This window comes from Acidobacteriota bacterium (assembly GCA_016195325.1).
In the GTDB taxonomy this organism is placed as follows: Bacteria; Acidobacteriota; Polarisedimenticolia; order JACPZX01; family JACPZX01; genus JACPZX01.
The window spans coordinates 1-20,456 of record JACPZX010000066.1 but is presented as its reverse complement, the minus strand read 5'-3'; the positions used below and the strand labels follow the sequence as shown (position 1 = coordinate 20,456).

At 67.8% G+C, this 20,456-nt stretch carries 15 protein-coding genes; 7 read left to right on the top strand and 8 right to left on the bottom strand.

Annotated features, from left to right (window positions below):
• Positions 1–18: 18 nt before the first annotated feature.
• Positions 19–783 (bottom strand): phytanoyl-CoA dioxygenase family protein, encoded by a 765-nt coding sequence (locus HY049_12580; GenBank protein MBI3449737.1) that lies wholly within the window; start codon positions 781–783, stop codon positions 19–21.
• 292 nt (positions 784–1,075) lie between these two features.
• Between HY049_12580 and HY049_12575 the strand changes: the two genes are divergently transcribed.
• The 5 genes from HY049_12575 to HY049_12555 all read left to right on the top strand — a co-directional run bounded on the left by HY049_12575 (position 1,076) and on the right by HY049_12555 (position 7,380).
• Positions 1,076–1,630, top strand: a complete 555-nt coding sequence (locus HY049_12575) for a hypothetical protein (GenBank protein MBI3449736.1) — start codon at positions 1,076–1,078, stop codon at positions 1,628–1,630.
• Positions 1,627–3,162: a flotillin family protein gene (locus tag HY049_12570; protein ID MBI3449735.1), complete on the top strand. Its 1,536-nt coding sequence runs from the start codon at positions 1,627–1,629 to the stop codon at positions 3,160–3,162. Before HY049_12575 ends, HY049_12570 begins: the two co-directional genes overlap by 4 nt.
• A gap of 7 nt (positions 3,163–3,169) precedes the next feature.
• The gene (locus HY049_12565) at positions 3,170–3,643 is read left to right on the top strand and encodes a hypothetical protein (GenBank protein MBI3449734.1); all 474 of its coding nucleotides are present in this window, start codon (positions 3,170–3,172) and stop codon (positions 3,641–3,643) included.
• Positions 3,644–3,727: 84 nt separating this feature from the next.
• The gene (locus HY049_12560; protein ID MBI3449733.1) at positions 3,728–4,360 is read left to right on the top strand and encodes a zinc ribbon domain-containing protein; all 633 of its coding nucleotides are present in this window, start codon (positions 3,728–3,730) and stop codon (positions 4,358–4,360) included.
• A gap of 68 nt (positions 4,361–4,428) precedes the next feature.
• Positions 4,429–7,380, top strand: coding sequence for a choice-of-anchor B family protein (locus tag HY049_12555; protein MBI3449732.1), 2,952 nt, complete (start codon positions 4,429–4,431; stop codon positions 7,378–7,380).
• Positions 7,381–7,401: 21 nt separating this feature from the next.
• Here HY049_12555 and HY049_12550 read toward each other — a convergent pair whose 3' ends face one another.
• From HY049_12550 to HY049_12535, 4 genes are read right to left on the bottom strand one after another with little or no spacing between them, the layout of a single operon-like run.
• Positions 7,402–9,249, bottom strand: a complete 1,848-nt coding sequence (locus HY049_12550) for a hypothetical protein (protein ID MBI3449731.1) — start codon at positions 9,247–9,249, stop codon at positions 7,402–7,404.
• Between the two features lie 59 nt (positions 9,250–9,308).
• A complete protein-coding gene (locus tag HY049_12545) occupies positions 9,309–9,590 on the bottom strand; it encodes a protein kinase (protein MBI3449730.1) in 282 nt (93 codons plus the stop codon).
• Entirely contained in the window at positions 9,591–10,154 is a 564-nt protein-coding gene (locus HY049_12540; protein ID MBI3449729.1) for a serine/threonine protein kinase, read from the bottom strand.
• Positions 10,155–10,195: 41 nt separating this feature from the next.
• Entirely contained in the window at positions 10,196–10,765 is a 570-nt protein-coding gene (locus tag HY049_12535; protein ID MBI3449728.1) for a DNA-3-methyladenine glycosylase I, read from the bottom strand.
• A gap of 111 nt (positions 10,766–10,876) precedes the next feature.
• Between HY049_12535 and HY049_12530 the strand changes: the two genes are divergently transcribed.
• Positions 10,877–11,548 (top strand): hypothetical protein, encoded by a 672-nt coding sequence (locus tag HY049_12530; GenBank protein ID MBI3449727.1) that lies wholly within the window; start codon positions 10,877–10,879, stop codon positions 11,546–11,548.
• Between the two features lie 14 nt (positions 11,549–11,562).
• Here HY049_12530 and HY049_12525 read toward each other — a convergent pair whose 3' ends face one another.
• The 3 genes from HY049_12525 to HY049_12515 are packed head-to-tail and all read right to left on the bottom strand — an operon-like array spanning position 11,563 to position 17,221.
• Positions 11,563–13,878 (bottom strand): glycoside hydrolase family 127 protein, encoded by a 2,316-nt coding sequence (locus HY049_12525; protein ID MBI3449726.1) that lies wholly within the window; start codon positions 13,876–13,878, stop codon positions 11,563–11,565.
• A complete protein-coding gene (locus HY049_12520) occupies positions 13,875–16,694 on the bottom strand; it encodes a serine/threonine protein kinase (GenBank protein ID MBI3449725.1) in 2,820 nt (939 codons plus the stop codon). Before HY049_12520 ends, HY049_12525 begins: the two co-directional genes overlap by 4 nt.
• The gene (locus HY049_12515) at positions 16,691–17,221 is read right to left on the bottom strand and encodes an RNA polymerase subunit sigma-70 (GenBank protein MBI3449724.1); all 531 of its coding nucleotides are present in this window, start codon (positions 17,219–17,221) and stop codon (positions 16,691–16,693) included. The genes HY049_12520 and HY049_12515 overlap by 4 nt, the downstream gene beginning before the upstream one ends.
• Positions 17,222–17,333: 112 nt before the next feature.
• Here HY049_12515 and HY049_12510 point away from each other — a divergent pair.
• Positions 17,334–20,456 (top strand): thrombospondin type 3 repeat-containing protein (locus HY049_12510; protein ID MBI3449723.1); only part of this gene is annotated, 3,123 nt, incomplete at its 3' end.

Genomic DNA, 20,456 nt, shown 5'->3' with positions numbered 1-20,456 from the left:
TCGGGGAGACGCGGCGGACTACCACTTGTGGTTCAGCGCCAGGCGCGGTGCGCGGCTCGTGTTGTCGCTGGCGGCGTGAACGCACAGATAGTGGTGGAACAACACGTCACCGCGCGACGGCGTCAGCTCGACCGGGGGACCCAGCTCGATGCGGCCCAGCTCCGCACTGAACGCGGAGAGGTACCTGTACTTCGCGGGCTCGGTCCGGGCGAGAGCTTCCAGCGTGAGGTGAGAGCCGGGCCAGACGATCGTGCCGCCGCCGTGACGCGGCACGTCGGTGAGAAAGGTCATGGCTCCGATCCGGTAGGGGCGCGGGAATGTCCGCTGCTTCCAATCGGCGAACGTGCGATCGAGGTGCGGCGCGTGCGGCCTCCACTCCCCGGTCGCCGGCTCGCGGTTGATCGTCAACGCGTGCGTGGGGCTGCGAAATCCGGCGACATCGTCTTCGGCCAGCTGCGCGGCGGCCGCCAGCATCGCGTCCGTGTAGGTCGCGGCCATGCGGCCGTCCCGAATCACGTGCGAGCCCGGTCCGAGAGCGGCCCAGGTCTCCGGAGCGCGGGGATCGGCCCCCAGCAGCTGCCACATCGCCGCTTCCGCTGCGCTCACGAGATTCTCCGGGATCAGCCCCGAGACAAGCAGGTAGCCATCGCGGCGGTAGCTCCGGATCTGTCCATCGGACAGGGGCGCGAAGCGCGTCTTGCGCCGGAGGGCGAACTCGACTCTCGCCTCGAGGCGCTCGGTCGCCCACTTGAGCTCGCGCAGATGCGCGAGACTCTCCAGCACGAACCCTGATCGCGAGGCGTTCCACATGTCGAGAATCCGCTATCCGTCATTTCTTCCGGCAAGGCGTGCTCCGGGAATGATACGGCGGTTTCGACATCGTGGACATCCATTTCCTGCGCCACCGGATGCCTGAGGGGGAGGCCCGCCGGCCGTCGAAGTTGACGGGACCGGCCCACTCCGACCTACAATGGCCCCCTGACTTCCCCCTTGCGCGCACGGCCCGCGACGGCGTCGGACGACTCGCCTGCAACCGTCGTCGCGGTCCCACGTACTGAAGCCGGAGCCGTCGAGCATGCTCATCTACGCCGCGATCGGTGCCTTTGGCCTTCTCTTCCTCCTCGCCATGCTCTTCCTCGGCGAGGTCTTCGGTGACCACGAGGTCCACGTCGACGCCGGCGGCGGCCACGAGGCCATGGAGCACGGCGCCGGACCGAGCATCTTCAGCGCCCGCGTCATCGCCTCATTCCTGACGGCCTTCGGCGGAGGGGGCGTCATCTCCCGCTACTACAATCTCTCCCACCCCGTCTCGTCGGGAGTGGGGATCGCGTCGGGGATCGTCCTCGCCGGCCTCGTCTACCAGTTCGCGACGATCCTTCACTCGCAGCAGGCGAGCAGCGAGGTCCGGATGGCGAGCCTCATCGGCATGACCGCCGAGGTGACGGTCGGCATCCCCCAGGGAGGGCTCGGTCAGGTGACGCTGGCGGCCTCGGGCGAGCGCACGACGCAGATCGCGCGATCCGCGGACGGCAAGCCCATCGCAACGGGCACCGAGGTGGTCGTGAAGGAACTGCGCGGGGACTCACTCGTCGTCGCGCGCGCCGGCGCGCCGCAGGCTGGAGGTCGATGATGCATCTTTTCGGGTTCGAGGTCTCGGCGATCACGGTCGCCCTCACGATCCTCCTGACCTTCGTCGGCATCATCGCCGCGATGGCGCTCTTCGCGCGCAACTACATCAAGGTCCCCCCCTCCGAGGTCGCGATCTTCTACGGGCGCAAGCACACCCTCGTCGACGCCCGGGGTCAGAAGTCGATCGTCGGGTTCCGCGTCGTGCGTGGTGGCGCGGCGCTTCTCATCCCCGTCCTCGAGAAGGTCGCCTATCTCTCGCTGAACGTGATCTCGATCCCGCTCAAGATCCAGCGCGCGTACACGAAAGAAGGAGCCCCGGTCACCGTCGAGGCGGTCGCGAACGTCAAGATCGCCAGCGAGGACATGGCCCTTCGGGCGGCGGCCGAACGCTTCCTCGGGATGCCACCGGAGCAGATCAAGGGGGTCATCTTCCAGACGCTCGAGGGGCACCTCCGCGCGATCCTCGGCACGCTCACCGTGGAGGAGATCAACGCCGACCGTCAGGCCTTCGCCCAGAAGATGACCGACGAGGCGGCGGTCGACCTCCGTAAGATGGGCGTCAACATCGACGTCCTGACGATTCAGCAGATCAGCGACGAGCAGGGGTACCTCGACGCCCTCGGCAAGAAGAGAACCGCCGAGGTGAAGCGCGACGCCGTCATCGGCGAGGCGCTCGCCCAGCGCGACGCGATGATCCAGTCGGCGAACGCCGACAAGGAAGGGAAGACCAAGCGCTACGAGGCCGACGTCCTGATCGCTCAGTCGCTGCGGGACAAGCAGACCAAGCAGGCCGAGTTCGATGCCGCCGTGCAGTCGAAGCAGGCCGAGGCCGCCCAGGCCGGCCCGCTCGCGACGGCGACCGCCAAGCAGCGCGTGACGGAGCAGGAGACGCGCATCGATCAGGTCCGCAAGCAGCAGGAGGTCCTCGTCCAGGAGCAGGAGGCGCTCCGCAAGGAGAAGGAGCTCCAGGCGACCGTCATCCGTCCGGCCGAGGCGGAGCGGCAGGCGACGGTCCTGAGGGCCGAGGGGGCCAAGCAGGCGATGATCGTCACCGCCGAGGCGACGCAGCGTCAGCTCCAGTTCGAAGGGGCGGGCGAGGCGGCCAAGATCGAGAGCATCGGCCGCGCGGAGGCGGCGAAGGTCCTCGCCGTCGGCGAGGCGGAGGCCGAGGTCATCAAGAAGAAGCTGCTCGCCGAGGCCGAGGGGCTCCAGAAGAAGGCCGAGGCGTGGAAGAACTTCAACGAGGCCGCCGTCCTCAACATGATCGTCGAGAAGATGCCGGAGCTGGCGCAGGCCTTCGCCACGCAGCTCGCGGGGATCGACAAGATCAACATCATCGAGATGGGAAACGGCGGAGGTGGCGGCTCCGGCGTCGGCAGGGTCATGAGCACGGTGGGGGGCGGGATGACCGCGATGCTCTCGATGCTCAAGGACCAGTTCGGCATCGACGTCGCGCGCCTCGTCCAGGCCAAGACCGACGCCGCGGCCACCGAGGCCGAAGCCCGAAGCGAGAAGAAGCCCGAGAAGCGCTGAGCCGCCGGTGCCCGACTCCCCCACCTACGTCAGCCCGGTGCCGTGGGAGGAGATCCGGCCGGACACGGCGATCATCATGTGCGTGGACGGCCGCTGGCGCCCGCACGTGCAGGAGTTCGCGACGAGCCGCCTCGGGGCCGAGGCTCACTACGACATCGTCGCGGTGCCCGGAGGGATCGAGCCCCTCACGCTCATCGATCTCGTCCCCAAGGACTTCAACTTCCTGAGGCGCCGCCTCGAGACCCTCGTCGAGTCGCACGGGACACGGCGCATCGTGGCGGTGGCGCATCAGGACTGCGGCTGGTACAAGGCGAAGCTCTTCCCGTGGCGCAGGCAGGATCCCGTGGACCGGCAGCTCGCGGATCTGAGGCGCGCGGCGCGCTGGCTGCGTGAGACGTTTCCCGGAATCACCGTCGAGACGTGGTTCGCCCGGCGGAGCCCGGAGGCGAACCCCGGCGTGATCTTCGACGCTGTGAGCTGACCGGGACGGAGCCGGCTCTCCGGCATTACAATACCCGCCGGCCCGACGCCCTCACGGCTGCGAACATCACTCGAGGACACCGCGATGCCCGTGATCCCGTTCACCGGAAACCACCAGGATCTCTCCACCGACAAGGGGTACCAGTTCAAGTTCTTCTGCGAGAAGTGCCGGAACGGCTACATGTCGACCTTCAAGATCTCGAAGCTCGGCCTCGCGGCGTCGGCGGCCCAGGTGGCCGGAAATCTCCTGGGCGGCATCTTCGGCCGGGCCGCCTCCGGCGCATACGAGGTCCAGCGCGCGATCGGGGGCGCTGCGCACGACGCTGCGCTCGAGGAGGCGGTCGCGGAGATCGCCCCCCTCTTCAAGCAGTGCACGCGGTGCGGCCACTGGGTCTGCGAGCCGGTCTGCTTCAACAAGAAGGCGCAGCTCTGCGAGACGTGCGCCCCCGACCTTCAGGAAGAGCTGGCCGCGGCCCAGGCCGTCGCGGCGAAGGATCAGGTGATCGCGAGGACGCGCGAAATCAGCTACGTGAAGGGGATCGACGTCGCCGCGGTGACGGGCGCCCTCTGCGCGAAGTGCGGCGCGAAGGCGCAGGGGGGGAAGTTCTGCGGCGAGTGCGGCGCACCGATGGCCGTGAAGAAGAAGTGCGCCGGGTGCGGCGCGGAGGCGGAGGGGAGCCCGCGTTACTGCCCCGCGTGCGGGAAGCCCCTGGGCTGAGGACCCTGCCCGCCATTGACAGATCGCCGAAATGGCGGTATAGCAAGGAGTCAAGGGGGGGAATAGCGATGACGACGTTGCGCCTGGCGGCCGTGCTCGTTCTGACCTGCGTCATCACCCCTGCCCCCGCGCAGACCGCGAATCGCGTCGCCTTCCACTCGCAGCTCAACACACGATCGGACTATGCCGGCATCTGGGGCTACACCGACGGCGGTCGCGAGTACGCCATCATGGGCGACGCCGCGGGAACGACCTTCGTGGACGTCACCGATCCGAATCATCCCGTCCAGGTGGCGCTCCAGCCCGGGCATTTCACCACGAATGCCTACCGAGACGTCAAGACGCTCGGCCACTACGCCTACATCGTCGCCTATGACGACGCCTACAGCGCCGGGGTCCAGATCGTGGACCTGTCCGCGCTCCCCGCGTCGGTCAGCCTCGTCTACGACTCGAACCAGGACTTCAACGTCGCCTCGACGGTGACGTACGACGAAAAGGGCTACCTCTATCCGGCCGCGGCCGCGGGGGTGGTCATCATGTCGCTGGCGAATCCGATCCATCCGGTGAAGATCGGGAACATCGTGTCGGTGGCCCATTCGACGGGGTACGCCTACGCGAGCCAGGTGAGAAACGACCTCGCGTTCGTCGCCTACTCATACGTCGCTTCGATCGAGACGTACGATCTGAGCGATCGCACCAGGCCCGCCGTCGTGGCGACCTTCCCGACCCCCCGCGGGTTCCCGTTCAACGAATGGCTGACGGATGACGGGCGGTACCTCTTCGTCACGGACTTCCTGATCAACCGGGGCGGGTACCTCTCGATCTACGACGTCTCGAACCCGGCAGCGCCGGTCCAGGTCTCGACCTTTCAGGGACCGAACCTTTACCATCCGTTCCACACGACCGCCCGGGACGTGCGGGTCAAGGGATCGCTCGCGTATTGCACATGGACGACGGACGGGCTGCGCATCGTCGACATCTCGGATCCGGCGCTTCCGGTGGAAGTGGGTTACTACGACACGGAGCCCTCCACCGTCCTCTCGGAGGAGCCCGTCGGCGGGCGGGGGGTTTACCCCCTCCTTCCCTCGGGGAACATCCTGGTCAGCGATTACGAGCGCGGCCTCTTCGTCCTCTCCTTCTCCGCGCAGTACGGGATCTTGACGGGGACGGTGCGCGACGCGACAACCGGTCTACCGATCTCCGGCGCATCGGTGCGGCGCATGGGAGACGACGCCCCGGCCAGAACCGGCTCCGACGGACGCTACGCGGTGGACGCCGATCCCGGGCCGGTGACACTCGGGGCAATCGCCCCCGGTTACCACGGGGCGCTCGTCTCCGCCGTGGCGACGGTTGGCCCCCGGCAATCCGTGGACATCGTCCTCCAGCGTCTGCCCACCGGATCGCTCTCCGGCGTCGTCGGGGGAGACGGATCGCTGGCGGGAGCGCAGCTCTTTCTGACCGGGACCGGCTTTCTCGCCACCACGGGCCCCGGCGGGAGCTATTCGTTCCCCGCCGTCCCGCGCGGACTCTACACGCTCGTGGCCTCGAGCCCGGGCTTCGCCCCCGCAAGCGCCACGGTCACCGTGCAGGGCGGGACGACGGTCTCCGTCGACCTGACGCTGGCCCCCGCCTTCCTCTACCTCGATATGGAGAGCGATCCCGGGTGGAGCCTGGACCCGTACGGCACGGACGACGCCATTCGAGGAGCCTGGGTCCGTGCCGATCCCACCGGCTCGTCGCTTCCCTACTATGGTGCGTTGAAACCGGAGGACGATCACACCCCGGCGCCGGGAAAGATGGCGTTGGTGACAGGTCCTGGGGAGGCGGGCGGCGACCCCTTCTTTGCGGGGCTCTTCCACGGCACGACGACTCTCCAGACGCCGTACTACGACGTCTCCACACTCGCCCATCCCGTCGTCTCCTTCTCGTCGTGGTTTAAGTGGACGTTTCTTTCTAATGCGGTCTTCGAAGTGGAAGGCTCGACGGACGCGGGGCAGACGTGGTTCGATCTCTCGACAAGGGAGGCGGGACTCGAGAGGGACGTTCCTCTGACCCCCGCTCGATGGGCCGAGGTCCACCGAAGCGTCGAGACGCTCCCGACCCCTCCGGCTTCGCTGTCCGTCAGATTCGCAGCGCGGGACTTCAACGGTTCGGCGGAAGCCGTCACCGAGGCCGGCATCGACGATTTCCGGATCGTCGATTCCTGCGACGCGAGGGCCCTCCCGGGAACCCCCGACGGCGACGGCGACGGGATCATCGACGAATGCGATCCCTGTCCGAACGACGCCTTGAACGATTCCGACGCCGACTGGATCTGCGCCGACGCCGACAACGCACCGTTCGCCCGCAACCCCCAGCAGCAGGACGCCGACCTCGACGGCGTGGGCGACGCGGGGGACAACTGCCCGACCGTCTACAACCCCGATCAGGCCGACAACGATGTTGACGCCCTTGGCGACGCCTGCGACCCGGACGACGACAACGACGGTGTCCCGGACCTCGCAGATGGTGACAGGGACGGTGACGGCATCGCCGACGCCGCGGACGACTGCCCCGGCTCCTTCAATCCGGGCCAGCACGACCTGGACGGCGACGGGCTCGGGGACGTCTGCGATCGGGACGACGGTCTGGTGACGGGGCTCGCGGTCCTCGACGCCCCCGGCTCGAACCAGGCGGACTCCCAGGGGATAGATCTGCGCTGGACCGCCGAGACGGGGAACGTCGTCTACAACGTCTACCGGGGCCTTTTCGAAGGAGGCGGTTCCCTCGCGGAGGCCGAGTGCCTCACGAAGGTCTCCGGAGCGCACGCTGTCGACAAGGCGAGCCCCCCTCCCGGGCGCGCCTTCTTCTACGTCGTGACTCCCGTGGTGTCGACGCCGGATTCGCGGGCGGGCTTTCCGCGGGAGGAGGGGGCGGAGGGTTCTCCGGGGTACAGCCCTTCAGGTACCCCGCACGTTCTCATCAACCGCTGCCCGAGGCCGGCGCCGATCTACCCGACCGCCGCGGGCTCCTCGAACTGAAGAGCCCGGCATCGACGCGGACTACGTGCCCTTCCCCGTCATCTTCTGGAACCTGGGGAGACTCCAAAGAGGCGCCCAGACCCGGTCGAGCTTGAGGCGGTTGGCGGCGGATCCTCCGGGCATCGAGAGGAGTCGGCCCAGGAGGTCGAGCGCGGCATCATTGTCGCCGACCATCACATAGACCTGCGCCAGCGACTCGAGATACCGCGGCCCGTCGACTGCGTCGCTCGAGATCGGCGCGATGTCCATCGCCAGCTTCGCCTCCCGCACCGCCTCGTCCTTCCGCCCGAGACAGGCGAGCGCGAGGCCCAGCGCTGATCGCATCCGCGCGTCCCTTGGGGTCCTCGCGATGTCGTCGACGAGGCTCTTCCGGGCCGACTCGCAAGCGACCTGCGCGCGCGCGCGATCGTTGAGCAGCAGGTAGGTGGACCCCTTCAGCAGCGAGATTGGGAGGTAGGCGTCCGACGTGTCGAGGGCGTCCTTCGGAAAGGCGTCGAGCCGGTCGAGCGATTCCTTGAGCCTTCCGTCCAGGGCGTCGAGATAGCTTTCCAGTCCAGGTAACTCCGGGAAGGCCCGTGGGTCGATCTTCCCGAGGGTCTCCCGCGCCCCCCGCGTGCTTCCTTCGGCCTCGACCTGGACGAACAACTTCGTCACATATGCAAACGGGGCCTCCGGCGCCAGCGAGATGGCGATGTCTGCGAAGCGGAGCGCTTCTGGATATCGCCGCAACATCTGGTACGTTCCGCTGAGGTTGCTCGCCAGATCGATGTTCCTCGGGTTCAGCGCGAACGCCTTCTCCGCCGCGCCGATCGATTCGCCCCAGTGTCCCTGGCGCCTCCACATGTAGGACATCGCCTCGAGAGCCTCGGGATCGTCCTCGCGGCCGGCGGCGGCGAGGCGGAATTCCTCGACAGCCTGGACGTAATCGCGCCGCCCCCAGTAGAAGTAGTACCCCAGGGCCAGATGGCCTTCGCGCAGCATCGGCTGCAGGGCGAGCGCCCTGTCGGCGCACTCCCGGGCCTTCCCCAGCCGCTCCTCGGTGAAATCAAAGTGGTTCTGGTAGACGGTGGAATGGAGCTTGGAGAGCGTCGCCCATGCGAGGGCGAACTTCGGATCGAGCTGGACGGCCTGCGCCAGGAGCTGGACGGCCTGCTCCCCGATCTCACGGTTGAAGTTCGGCGAATCCACTTTCTCCTTGCCGCGAAGGTAGATCTGATAGGCGTCCAGGTTCTGCGTCGACTGGCTGACCATCGCCTGTCGCTCGGGAGCGCGCATCGCGACCCCCAGCTTCTGGACGACCTGATCGGCGATCTCCGACTGCACCTCGAAGATGTCCTTCATCTCCCGGTCGTAGCGGTCCCCCCAGAGCTGCGTATCGTCGGCGACGCGGACGAGCTGCGGCGTCACGCGCACGCGGCTCGGCCCCGCGCCTCCCCGCTCCCATCGGACGGTTCCCGCGAGGACGAAGTCCACGTCGAGCTCCGAGCCGATCTGCTTCGTGTTCTTGTCGGTCTTCGCATACTGCACGGCGCTGGTGCGGGAGATGACACCCAGACCGCTCACCGAGGCCAGGCGGCTGGTGATCTCCTCCGTCATTCCGGCGGCGAAGTATCCGTCGTCGGGCGCCCCGAGGTTCTCGAACGGAAGAACGACGATCCGCTGCCGGCGATCCTCCGAGCGGCCGCCCGCCGCGGCTGCGGCTTCGCCGCGATCCGCCGACGCCGGAATCTTCGCTGCCGCGCCACCGCGCCAGCCTCGCAGCGCCAGGAATCCCGCAACGCCGAGCCCCGCGACGACGACGGCCGTCGCGGCGTAGCCGATTTTCTTCCCGAGGCGCCCCGACGTCGCCGCCCCGGAGACCGGCGTCACCTCGGAGCGCCGCAGCTCGCTCGTGACCGCCTGGATCTCTCCCGAGTCGGACTCCTGCTTCAGCGTCGCGAGCTCCGTGGCCAGGCCGCGGGCGCTGTGGAATCGCCGGGCCGGTCCTTCATCAGGCAGCGACTCACGATGCGCGCCAGGTCGCGCGGCAGGCTCGCATTGAGCTGTGTCACGGGCGGCGGATTGTCCTTGAGGATGGAGGAGAGAAGCGACACGGCCGTGTCCCCGCTGAAGGGCCTCCCCCCCGTGCTCATCTCGTAGAGGATGATCCCCAGCGTGAAGACGTCGGACTGCGAGTCGATCGCCTTCCCCTCCGCCTGCTCGGGGGACATTTAGGCGACCGTGCCGACGATGCGACCCTCCGCGGTCAGGGCTGTCGTCGGGAGGCGCGAGCCCTCGGCGATATCCCCGAACATGCCGCTGATTTTCGCCAGGCCGAAATCCAGGACCTTCACCCTGCCGTCCCGGTTGACCAGAATGTTTTCCGGCTTCAGGTCCCGATGCGTGATCCCCTGCTGGTGGGCCGCCGCGATCGCCTCCGCCATGGGGATCGCCAGATCCAGGAGCCTCGGGAGCGGCAGCCCGCCCGGAGCCAGCACCTGCCGGAGCGTCTGCCCTTCGACGAGCTCCATCGTGATGAAGATGACCCCGGCCGCCTCTTCGACGGAATGGATGGTCACGATGTTCGGGTGGTTCAGCGCCGCGATCGCTTTCGCCTCCCGCTCGAACCGCTCGCGCCTCTGCGGGTCGCGAGCCGTCTCCTCCGGCATCAGCTTCAGCGCGACCTTCCTCCCGAGCTTCGTGTCCTCGGCCTCGTACACCTCACCCATGCCACCCGCCCCGATCTGGCGGAGGATGCGGTAATGGTTCAGGGTCTGGCCGATCAGCGTCGACAAGGAGATCTCCCGCGAGTCAAGCGATCATTCTATCCGGGCGGCTACCTCGACACCTGTCGGCGCCGGAAGCAGTCGGCCGCGTGGTCGTTCACCATGCCGACCGCCTGCATGAAGGCGTAGCAGATCGTGGAGCCGACGAAGCGGAAGCCGCGCGCCTTGAGGTCCACGCTCAGCGCGTCGGACTCTGGGGTCGTCGCGGGCACGTCCCCGGGGCGACGCGGCGCATCGGCCTTCGCCTCCCTCGGGGCGAACCGCCAGACGTAGGCGTCGAAGCTGCCGAACTCCTCCTGGACTGCGAGGAAGGCCTTCGCGTTGCCGATCGCGGAGGCGATCTTCAGGCGGTTGCGCACGATGCCGGCGTCGGCCATGAGCACTCGCGCGCGCCTGGCGTCGTAGCGCGCGACCTTCTTCGGATCGAACCGGTCGAACGCGCGGCGGTACGCCTCGCGCTTGCGGATGATGGTCGTCCACGACAATCCCGCCTGGGCCCCCTCGAGGACGAGGAACTCGAAGAGCCGCCGGTCGTCGTGGAGGGGAACGCCCCACTCGGCGTCGTGGTAGGCGATTTCCTCGGGGCTTCGCAGCGCCCAGTGGCATCGTGTGGGTTCCATGCGGGCGGCCATGAGATGCCGGCCATGCTCACATCGAGGCTCGGGAAGCGCAAGAGCCCGCGGGGCGCGACGCGGGGTATGCTTCGAGACCAGACTGGAGGCGAACCGCGCATGATCCCCTGGAGAGAGCTCGGCCGCGCGACGATCCCCGGGCAACCGGCGCCGCTCGTCCTGTCGCAGCGCGACACCGAGTTCGTGCTGCGCGTCGGCCCTCATCTGCTCATGAGCAGCCGCGCGCACGGGACGGAGGAGATCCTGGCCGAGCTGGCGTGCGCCCGCATCGCCGGCCGCGCCGGCGCGCGCGTCCTTGTCGGCGGCCTCGGGATGGGGTTCACGCTGGCCGCCGCGCTGCGGCACGCGCCGCCCGACGCGCGCGTCGAGGTCGCCGAGCTGGTCGGCGCCGTCGTCGAGTGGAACCGCGGGCCTCTGGCACACCTCGCCGGCCGGCCGCTCGATGACTCGCGCGTCACCGTCCACGAGGCGAACGTGGCCGACGTGATGCGCGAGCGAACCGGCGCCTTCGACGCCATCCTGCTCGACGTCGACAACGGACCCAGCGGCCTGAGCCGCACCGCGAACGAGGGCCTGTACTCCCACGCCGGCCTTCGCACGGCGCACCGCGCCCTCCGGGAAGGCGGAGTCCTCGGCGTCTGGTCCGTGGCCCCGGACCCGAAGTTCACGGAGCGGCTTGGCGACGTCGGGTTCAGGGCCGAGGTCCATGTCGCCCGCGCGCGCCGGAACAAGGGGGGGCGGCACACGCTCTGGATCGCGGCTCGGAAATGAGCTGAGCGCCGGGCTCAGCGCGACCTGCGAAGCACCGCGCCGAGAATCGACGGGCCCGGCTTGTCCGACTGGGTCGTGATCCAGATCCGGATTGCCCCGGTCTGCGGGATCGACTCATCGGGGAGGGCGTACGTCAGCTCCCTCAGCCCTATCGGCTTCTCCCTCTTCACGTCCCCCTTCGCGATCCGGATCCCGTTCGCGCTCACCTCGAAGCTCCCGTCGCTCCCGCTCCACGCGAGGAGCGAAAGCTGAAGCCCCTTGCGGACGGCGCCCGGATCCAGCTCGAAGCGGACGTAGGCGTAACGCTCCTTCTGGAGGTTCCAGGCGGGACGTCCGAGAGCCATCTCGACCGTCGCCCCCGAGGTGTCGAGAGCGTGGGAGATGCCCGACGGCGCGTCTCCGGCCGAAAGCCGATCGAGGGCGCGCGCCTCGGTCGTCTTCCGTTCCTCCTCGCGGCGGGTCCACTCGGCCTCGGAGATCCTGTCGAAGTACACCGGACCGTACGCGTGGTGCGACTTGTAGTAAGGAATGAACCTCACGTCCGCGGGTCGCGCGATGCCGGAGGTCCTGAAGGTCAGCGGGCCTTCGCCGGCGGCCGGCTGGATGTGCGACGCGAGAGAGCGATCCTCCCCCACCAGCACCGGTATCGGACCTGCAGGTTTCCCTTCGGCGCCGAGATCGGCCGCGAGAAGGATGGGGCCGAAGAAGAGGGCGATCTTGTCGGGATCGTCCGGCGTCGCCTCGACGCGGATCCCCATCGGAAGGCGGACCTCGACGAGATCTCCGTTCTTCCACTTGCGATCGATGGTGGCGTAGGGAGAGGAATCTCCGGAGAGCGCGACAGGCTCGCCGTTGAGGCGGAGCGTCACAGGCGAGGCGGCCCAGCGGGGATTGCGGATCCTCAGCGCGAACCGGCCGCCGGGTCCCTCGATCTTCAGGCGGGTGGACTCCTCCTCCGGGAAGCGCGTCTCCTGGGTGATCGCGATCCCCTTCTCCCGCCACTCCACCCGGGAGGCCACGAAGAGGTTGACGTAGAGGCTGTCGGCGTCGTGGAAGTAGATCGCGTCGGTGTAGCGGGGAGGGTTCTCCCATCCCGTTCCGACGCAGCACCAGAAAGAATCGTTCGGTGTGCTGTACTCCTTCGGCTCGCCGGCCAGCGGAACGTAGTAGCACTTCATGCCGGTGCCCGGCTCGATCGACGCGAGGATGTGGTTGAAGAGGGCGCGCTCGGCGTAGTCCGCGTACTCCGCCTTCGGCTCCCACGTGATCAGGTGCCGCGTGAGCTTGAGCATGTTGTAGGTGTTGCAGGTCTCCGAGGTACTGCCGGTGAGCCGGCGCGAGAGCTTTCCGGGAGGGCCGAAGTACTCCCCCTCGCTGTTGCCGCCGTTGGCGTACGTGTGGCTCCGGACGACGGACTCCCAGAAGAATGTCGAGATGCGCCGCATCGCCGCGTCTCCCGTCAGCTCGTAGTCGCGGGCGGCGCCGATGACCTTCGGGATCTGGCAGTTCGCGTGAAACCCCTCCAGCTTGTCCTCCCCGGCCGCGAGGGGATCGAGCACCTCCTTGTGGTAGAAGCGGCGCGAGAGATCGAGGAACTCCTTCTCGCCGGTGCGGGCGTAGAGCTCCGCGAGCGCCTCGCTCATCCCTCCGAACTCGGCGTAGAGCATCTTCTGCCAGGCCGCGTCGTCGAGGCTCCTCGTCGTCCGGACAGCCCATCGCCCGAACCGATCCGCGAGGCGGAGGGCCTTCTCGTTTCCGGTGCACCGGTGCGCGTCGAGGAGCCCCGCGAAGATCTTGTGGATCGTGTACCAGGGTGCCCAGAAGTCGTTGATGTAGTTCTGGCGCACGTTGAAGAAATCGCCCTTCTCGATGTCGCGGATGAGGGCGTCCTGGTTCGGGATGGCGCCGATGTACCCGTCGCCGCGAGCCTCCTGGACGCGCGCGAGCTCGTCCACGATGTAGTTGACGCGGTCGAGGAGGCGCGGGTCGCGCGAGGTCGAGTAAGCCAGCGCGCACGCCGAGAGGTAGTGGCCGAGCGAGTGGCCCGAGAGCCCCTCGGACTCCCAGCCGCCGTAGACCTCGCCCTTCGGCCGGAGGCCGCTGTACGCCAGAAATCGGTGGAGGAGGCGGTCCGGCTCGATCGAGAGCAGGAACTTCGTGTTGTCGTCGAAGGCCTTCAGGAACGGCCCGTCGAGAAGGCGCACGTCGGAGCCCTCGAAGGCATGGATCCGGATCGCGGCCTTGTCGGCCACCTTCTCGTAGGACGGGGCAGGCTCCGCGGCGAATGCCGTGAACGAAATGGCGAGCGCGGCGAGGACGGAAGGTCTCATCGGGTCTCTCCCTTCGCCTTCGTTACCTTGTCGAGACGCTCCAGCGCGCCGCGGTAGACGGCGGCCTCCGAGGGGCGATCGAGCCGATCGTAGATCTCCGCCGTGCGCATCAATTCATGCCGCCTCGTGTCGGCGGCCTCCGTCGACTTCAGAAGCGACGCTCTCGCCTGCCGCAGGAGATCCTCCGCCTCCTGTGACTTCCCCTGCGCGGCCAGACATCGTCCGAGCGCGTTGAGCACGAGGGCGTAGGAGGGCTCCTCCTCCAACGGCCTTCCGGTCTGCCGCGAGGTCGAGCTCAACAGGCGCATCGCCTCGCGCAGTTCGGGTTCCGCCTCCACCGGGCGCCCCTCCTCCATCAGGAGCGACCCCAGCTCGTCCAGAGGATTCCACCGATCCGGTGAATCGGCCCCCGATCGCTCGCCGATCGCATCCAGCCAGCGGCGCACGAGCCTCTCCCCCTCCGGCAGGTGACCGAGCCGCTCCTCGACGACCCCGCGGTTGCCGTACAGATCGGGCATGAGGCTGACGTAATCCGTCGGTCGTCGCTCGGCCATCCGCCGGGCCGACTCGAGCTCCTCCAACGCCCCCTGATAGTCGCCGAAACACTGCCGGAAGTAGCCCAGATTGGTCCTCGCCCTGGCGACGAGCTCATAGTCCTCGCCGAATGACTGAACCCAGATGCGCAGCGCCTCCCTCTCATGGACCTCCGCCTCCGTGCACCGGCCACGCTCCGCCAGCGCCACGGCGAGGTTGTTCTGCGAGATGGCGATCAGACCGTGATCCTTCCCGAGCACGTCGAGACGCCCGGCCAGAATCTCCTGGTCCATGGAGATCGCTTCCTCGAGGCGTCCCTGCGTCTGGAGGTTGTACGAGAGGTCCGAGAGGACGTTGAGATGGACCATATTGCGTTCGCCGTAGGCGGCCTTCATGATGGAAGCCGACTCCCGCAGCAACGCTTCCCCTTCCTGCCGGCGGGCCAGATCCGTAAGCGTGACGCCCAGAGTATTCAGGGTCCGGCCTCGCAGCGGGTCGGAACCGCCCGGCGACGTCTTCTGCATCACCAGCGATTCCTCGGCGGCCTTCCGCGACTCCTCGAGCCTCCCCCGCCGGTAGAAGATGTCCGCCAGCACGTTGAGGCTCTCGGCAACGTCCGCTGGGTCCCCCTGAGCGTGGCGGAAGACCTCGAGGGCGCGTCTGGCCTCTCTCTCGGCCTGCGCGGAACGGCCGTCCGCGCTGAGCTGCTGCGCGAGGTCCAGGCGGGCCCGGGCTGTCTCGGGGTGGTCCTCCCCATACAGCTCGATCCGGAGAGCCAGCGATTTCGCCAGTTGCTCTCTCGCCCCGTCGCCCACTCCCAGCGCCTTGTAGGTCAACCCGAGAGTGCGATGCAGCTCCGCGGAGACCTCGGGCTGTCCCTCGAGCCCCTTGTCCATCCGTCCGGCCGCCTGATCGAGCACCTCGCGGATGCTCACCTTCCCCCCGTCACTTGCGGGATCGGCGGCCGCCAGCATCTCCTGGAGGAACGAGTTGATGCGCTTCGCCTTGCGGGCCTCGCTCTCCGCTCTGAGTCGCTCGCGGCGCTGGATGCCGAGCTGAACCGTCACCGTGATGCTGAACGCGAGGAGAAGGATCACGCCCAGCGCAATCGAGACGAATATCGCGCGGTGGCGCCCCACGAGCTTCCGCACCTGGTAGATGGCGGTCGGCGGGCGCGCGCGAATGGGCCGCGAGTCGAGGTATCGTTCGAGATCTTCGGCGAGATCGGCGGCGCTCCCGTAGCGTCGATCGGGCTCCTTTTCGAGACACTTCCCGACGATCGTCGCGAGGTCTTCGTCCGGCCGGCCCGACACCGTCGATCCCGGGCCCTTGAGCGGTCGCGCCGGCTCCTCCACGATCCGCCGCACCGCCTCGTGCATCGGCTGACCGGCGATGTCGTACGGCAGCCTCCCCGCGAGCAGCTCGTAGAGCACGACTCCCAGCGCGTAGACGTCGGACCTCGTGTCCACGGCGCCGACGCGACCGGCGGCCTGCTCGGGGCTCATGTATTCAAGAGTCCCGATGACCTGGCCCGTGCGGGTGCGGAACTCGGTGCCCAGCCCCGGCGCTTCGAGCGCCTTGGCGATGCTGAAGTCGATGACCTTCGGCACCACCTGGCCCTCCTCCTCGGTGACGAGGATGTTGGACGGCTTGAGATCCCTGTGGATCACGCCGCGCCGGTGGGCATGGCGGACCCCGCGGCAGACGCCGAGGAAGAGCTCGACGCGGCCGCGGAGGGAAGCGTCGTGGGCCCTGCAGTGCTCCGTGATCGGCACCCCGCGCACCAGCTCCATCACGAAGTAGGGGCGCCCCTCGTCCGTGGTGCCGGCGTCGTACAGACGCGCCACGTTGGGATGGTCCATCATCGCCAGGGCCTGTCGCTCGAGCTCGAACCGCGACATGGCGGCCGCCGAATCGACCTCGGCCCGCACCAGCTTGAGGGCCACTTCCCTGTGGACCGGCTCCGTCTGCTCGGCCCGGTACACCACCCCCATGCCTCCCTCGCCCAGCAGCTCGAGGATCATGTAGGGGCCGATCCTGTCGGGGAGGAGCGACCTGGGCAGGGATTGCGCGGCGTCGGCCGCGACGCGAGCCGCCGGCGCGAAGAGCCCTTCGGTTCCCGCTCCCCCCTCCGCCCGCTCGTCGGCGGCGAGCATCGCCTCGATCTCCGACCGCAGGGCGGCGTTCCCGGCGCAAGATCTTTCGAGAAAGGCCGGCCGTGCTTCCGGGGGGAGGGCGCAGGCTTCGAGGAAGATCCGGGTCAGGGTGTCCGGCCGGCTCACGCGGAGCTCTTCCCCGGAGACAGCTCCTTCATGAGCCAGGCGCGCGCCACCCTCCAATCCTCTCTCGCGGTGCGCTCCGAGATCCCGAGGTGGGAGGCGATCTCCGCGGCGCCCATCCCGCCGAAGAGGCGCATGTCGGAGATCTGTCCCTGTCGCGCGTTGCGCTGCGCCAGACGGGTGAGCGCCTCGTCGAGTGCCAGCAGCTCCACCGATCCGTCGGGGGCGGCGCTCATCCCATCGGCCAGAGTGACGCGCCGCAGATTCCCTCCGCGCTTCACGCTGGCGGCGGCGCGGGCGCGCTCCACCAGGATCCGGCGCATCTGGATGGCCGCGAGGGCGTAGAAGTGGTTCCTTCCGTGCACGTCGAGACGCCGGCTTCTCATCAGCCGCAGGTAGGCTTCATGCACCAGGGCGGTGGGCTGGAGCGTGCCGCCGGGGCGCTCCCGCCTTAGATACCTGGCCGCAAGGGCCCTCAGCTCGTCGTACACGAGCGGGAGCAGGCTCTCTGCCGAGATCTCCTCCGCCATCTCTCTCCCGCCATTCGCCCGGACCTCGCCGCTCCGGGCGAGTTTTCTCGCTTACAAGTATACGGCGGGAGTCCGCCAGCGAATAGGTGAAGGCAAGGAGAGGGAGGCTTACATGGGCTCGCGAACGGGAGCGAACACGCGCGTGGTGGCGCTCGCCGCCATTGCCTCGATCGCCGGGATCACCGCCAGTGCCGGCTCCCCGCCAGGTCCGGGCGTCAACGACAGGTACTACCGGTTCGAGGAAGGAATCGCGGGACAAGCAGCCACGGGCGCCGGCAGCATCGTGGATTCCATCTGGAACTCGCACGACGGCACCCCTGGCGGCGGTCCTGTCTACAGCTCCGACGTGCCGATGGCGGTGATTCCTCTGACCGGACAGCCGAACACGCTGTCGCTCTCGTTCAATGGCGCGCAGTCGATTCTCTTCGATTCGTTCTTCCTGCTTCACCGCACCTTTGGCGACGCGACCCTCGAGTTCTTCATCAAGGTGCCCGACCAGCAGCACCATGCGATCTTCTGGACGAGGCCGGACGACAATGAGAATCGCTTCAACATCAACATCAACCCCGGTGGGGTGGTGAATGCCGATTACAGCGGACCGCTACTCCAGAGGCACTATCCGTTTCAAGGCCTGCAGCTCCCCGTCAACCAGTGGTCCCACGTGGCGATCGTCAAGGACACGATCTCTCACGCGCCGGCGCACTTCTACCGCGTCTACGTGAACGGCGCTCTCATCGGGAACGGGGTCGTCGATCCGAACCCCGATGAACCGGATCCCGGGCTCATGTGGACGATCTCAGGGCGAATCGGGTACCAGATGTTCGGTCTGCTCGACGAAGTGCGGCTGACCCAGCGCGCACTCCAGCCCTGCGAGTTCCTGATTTCCTCCGCGCCCTGCCTCGGAGTCTGGACCCTCACCGGGAGCATGAGCAAGACTCGCTCCCACCACACCGCGACACTTCTCCTCGACGGGCGGGTCCTCGTGGCCGGGGGGGGAGTCGATTCGATTTCGTGGGATACCCACGCCGAGCTCTACGATCCGGTGTCGGGCACCTGGAGCGTGACCGGCAGTATGAACAGGATCCATCCGCACTCGACCGCGACCCTGCTCCCGGATGGCAGGGTGCTCGTTGCCGGACTCATCGGTTGCCGCGGCGAGCCGGGAACCGGCGCCGAGGTTTACGACCCCAACACCGGGACCTGGACGGAGACCAGCAATGTGCACATCCTCCGGTTGAACCATTCCGCGACGCTCCTGCCGAACGGGAAGGTCCTCGTGGCGGGCGGCAACAGTTGCGGTACCACCCTGGTCGATGCCGAGTTGTACGACCCTGCCACCGACACCTGGAGCACGACGGGCACCATGAGTCAGGCCCGCGACCTTCATCAGTCGGTCCTGCTGCCAAACGGCCGGGTGCTCGTCGCAGGAGGGGCGATCAACTATGAACCTCCTTACGCCGTTTTCTCCAGCGCCGAGCTGTACGACCCGGCGACGGGAACGTGGGCGCCGACGGGGAGCATGAGCTTCCCCCGCAGGAACCATGCAATGGCGCTGCTGCCGAACGGCAAAGTCCTCGTCGCCGAAGGCTGGAACGATTTCGGCCAACCCGTATTTCCGACCATCGCCGAGTTGTACGACCCGGCGACGGGCACCTGGAGCCCTACCGGGAGCCTGAACTCTCCTATTCGCGTGAATGCGCCGGCGGTCCTGCTGCACAACGGCCAGGTGCTCGTGTCCGGAGGAGGTGACTACTTCGACCCGATGGCGAGCGCCGAGCAGTACGACCCGGCGACGGGCGCCTGGACCAATACGACGTACATGCACTACAACCGCAACCTCCATACGGCGACGCTCCTCCAGGACGGCAGGGTCCTCGTGGCTGGGGGCGAATCGCAGGGCGTCACCGCCGACAACAACGAGGTGTACCGGGTGGCCAATGCCCGGCCGATCGCCAACGCGGGGCCCGACCAGACGGTGAGCTCGGGAACGCTGGTGACTCTGGACGCCTCCGCCAGCTCCGACCCTGAAAACGACCCTCTCACGTATGCCTGGGAGCAATCTTCCGGACCGGCGGTGTTCTTGAACCTGGCGAATCCCGTCCATCCGACGTTCGTCGCCCCCGGAGTGCCCTGCACCGGCGCCACTCTCGCGTTCCAGCTCATCGTCAATGACGATCAATCGACCAGCCTCCCGGATTCTGTCGGCGTCACCGTGACAACGGGCGGCGACATGGACGGCGACGGCGTCGCGGACACCTGCGACAACTGCCCGACGGTGCCGAACTCCAATCAGGCCGACGGCGACGGCGACGGGCTCGGGGACGCCTGCGACAACTGTCCTTCCATCACGAACGCGAACCAGGCCGACAGCGACAACGATGGTCGCGGCAACGTCTGCGACAACTGTCCCACCACTCCGAACCCGACACAGACGAACGCCGACGGTGACGCGTACGGCGCCGCATGCGAGTGCGACGACCAGCACGCCTCCGTCTACCCGGGCGCTCCTCAGATCTGCGACGGCCTCGACAACGACTGCAACGATCCGACTTGGCCGGCCGTCCCCGCGAACGAGGCCGACACCGACGGCGACGGGGTGCGCGACTGCGCCGACAACTGCCTGAGGACTCCCAACCCCGGCCAGCAGAACACCGGCGGCGGCGCGTGCGGGGACGCCTGCGACCCCGTGGCCGTGACCGTCCGCTTCACTCCGCAGACGCTGAACAAGCAGTCGGAAGGGAACTACGTCAAAGCTCACATCGACCTGGGCCCCTACCACACGGCCGCCCTCATCGATCCGAACCAGCCTCTCGAGCTCTCTGTGGCCGGCGGGACACCGCTCGATGACGTGGGAAGACAGATCACGGGAAACTCGATCGACGTCAGCTTCTCGCGACTCGACGTCCAGATGGCTTCACCGCTCGGTGACAACGTCGAGTTCCGGCTGATCGGCCTTCTGAACTATGGCTGCGGGCTCGAGGGGGTCGATCACGTGCGCGTCATCCAGGAGGGGAAGGTTCACACCAGCGAGAACGACTGGTCCACCGTCCTCGACGACGCGCCCCGCGGCACGGTGGAAAGTCTGCGGACGAGCAGCAACGGCAATCTCGGTGCGGCCGTCTGCGTCACGAACCTCCTCTCCAACGAGAGCTTCAGCATCAACACCGACACCCAGACTCCGCCGCTGGGGAAGGCGTTCTTCTACCTCTACAAGTTCTGCAACGGATCGCCGAGC

Excerpts from the sequence above, each read along its gene's own strand:
- HY049_12575 (MBI3449736.1), top strand. The coding sequence starts at position 1,076 with ATGCTCATCTACGCCGCGATCGGTGCCTTTGGCCTTCTCTTCCTCCTC.
- HY049_12570 (MBI3449735.1), top strand. The coding sequence starts at position 1,627 with ATGATGCATCTTTTCGGGTTCGAGGTCTCGGCGATCACGGTCGCCCTC.
- HY049_12560 (MBI3449733.1), top strand. The coding sequence starts at position 3,728 with ATGCCCGTGATCCCGTTCACCGGAAACCACCAGGATCTCTCCACCGAC.
- HY049_12555 (MBI3449732.1), top strand. The coding sequence starts at position 4,429 with ATGACGACGTTGCGCCTGGCGGCCGTGCTCGTTCTGACCTGCGTCATC.
- HY049_12545 (MBI3449730.1), bottom strand. The coding sequence starts at position 9,590 with ATGTCCCCCGAGCAGGCGGAGGGGAAGGCGATCGACTCGCAGTCCGAC.
- HY049_12535 (MBI3449728.1), bottom strand. The coding sequence starts at position 10,765 with ATGGAACCCACACGATGCCACTGGGCGCTGCGAAGCCCCGAGGAAATC.
- HY049_12530 (MBI3449727.1), top strand. The coding sequence starts at position 10,877 with ATGATCCCCTGGAGAGAGCTCGGCCGCGCGACGATCCCCGGGCAACCG.
- HY049_12525 (MBI3449726.1), bottom strand. The coding sequence starts at position 13,878 with ATGAGACCTTCCGTCCTCGCCGCGCTCGCCATTTCGTTCACGGCATTC.
- HY049_12515 (MBI3449724.1), bottom strand. The coding sequence starts at position 17,221 with ATGGCGGAGGAGATCTCGGCAGAGAGCCTGCTCCCGCTCGTGTACGAC.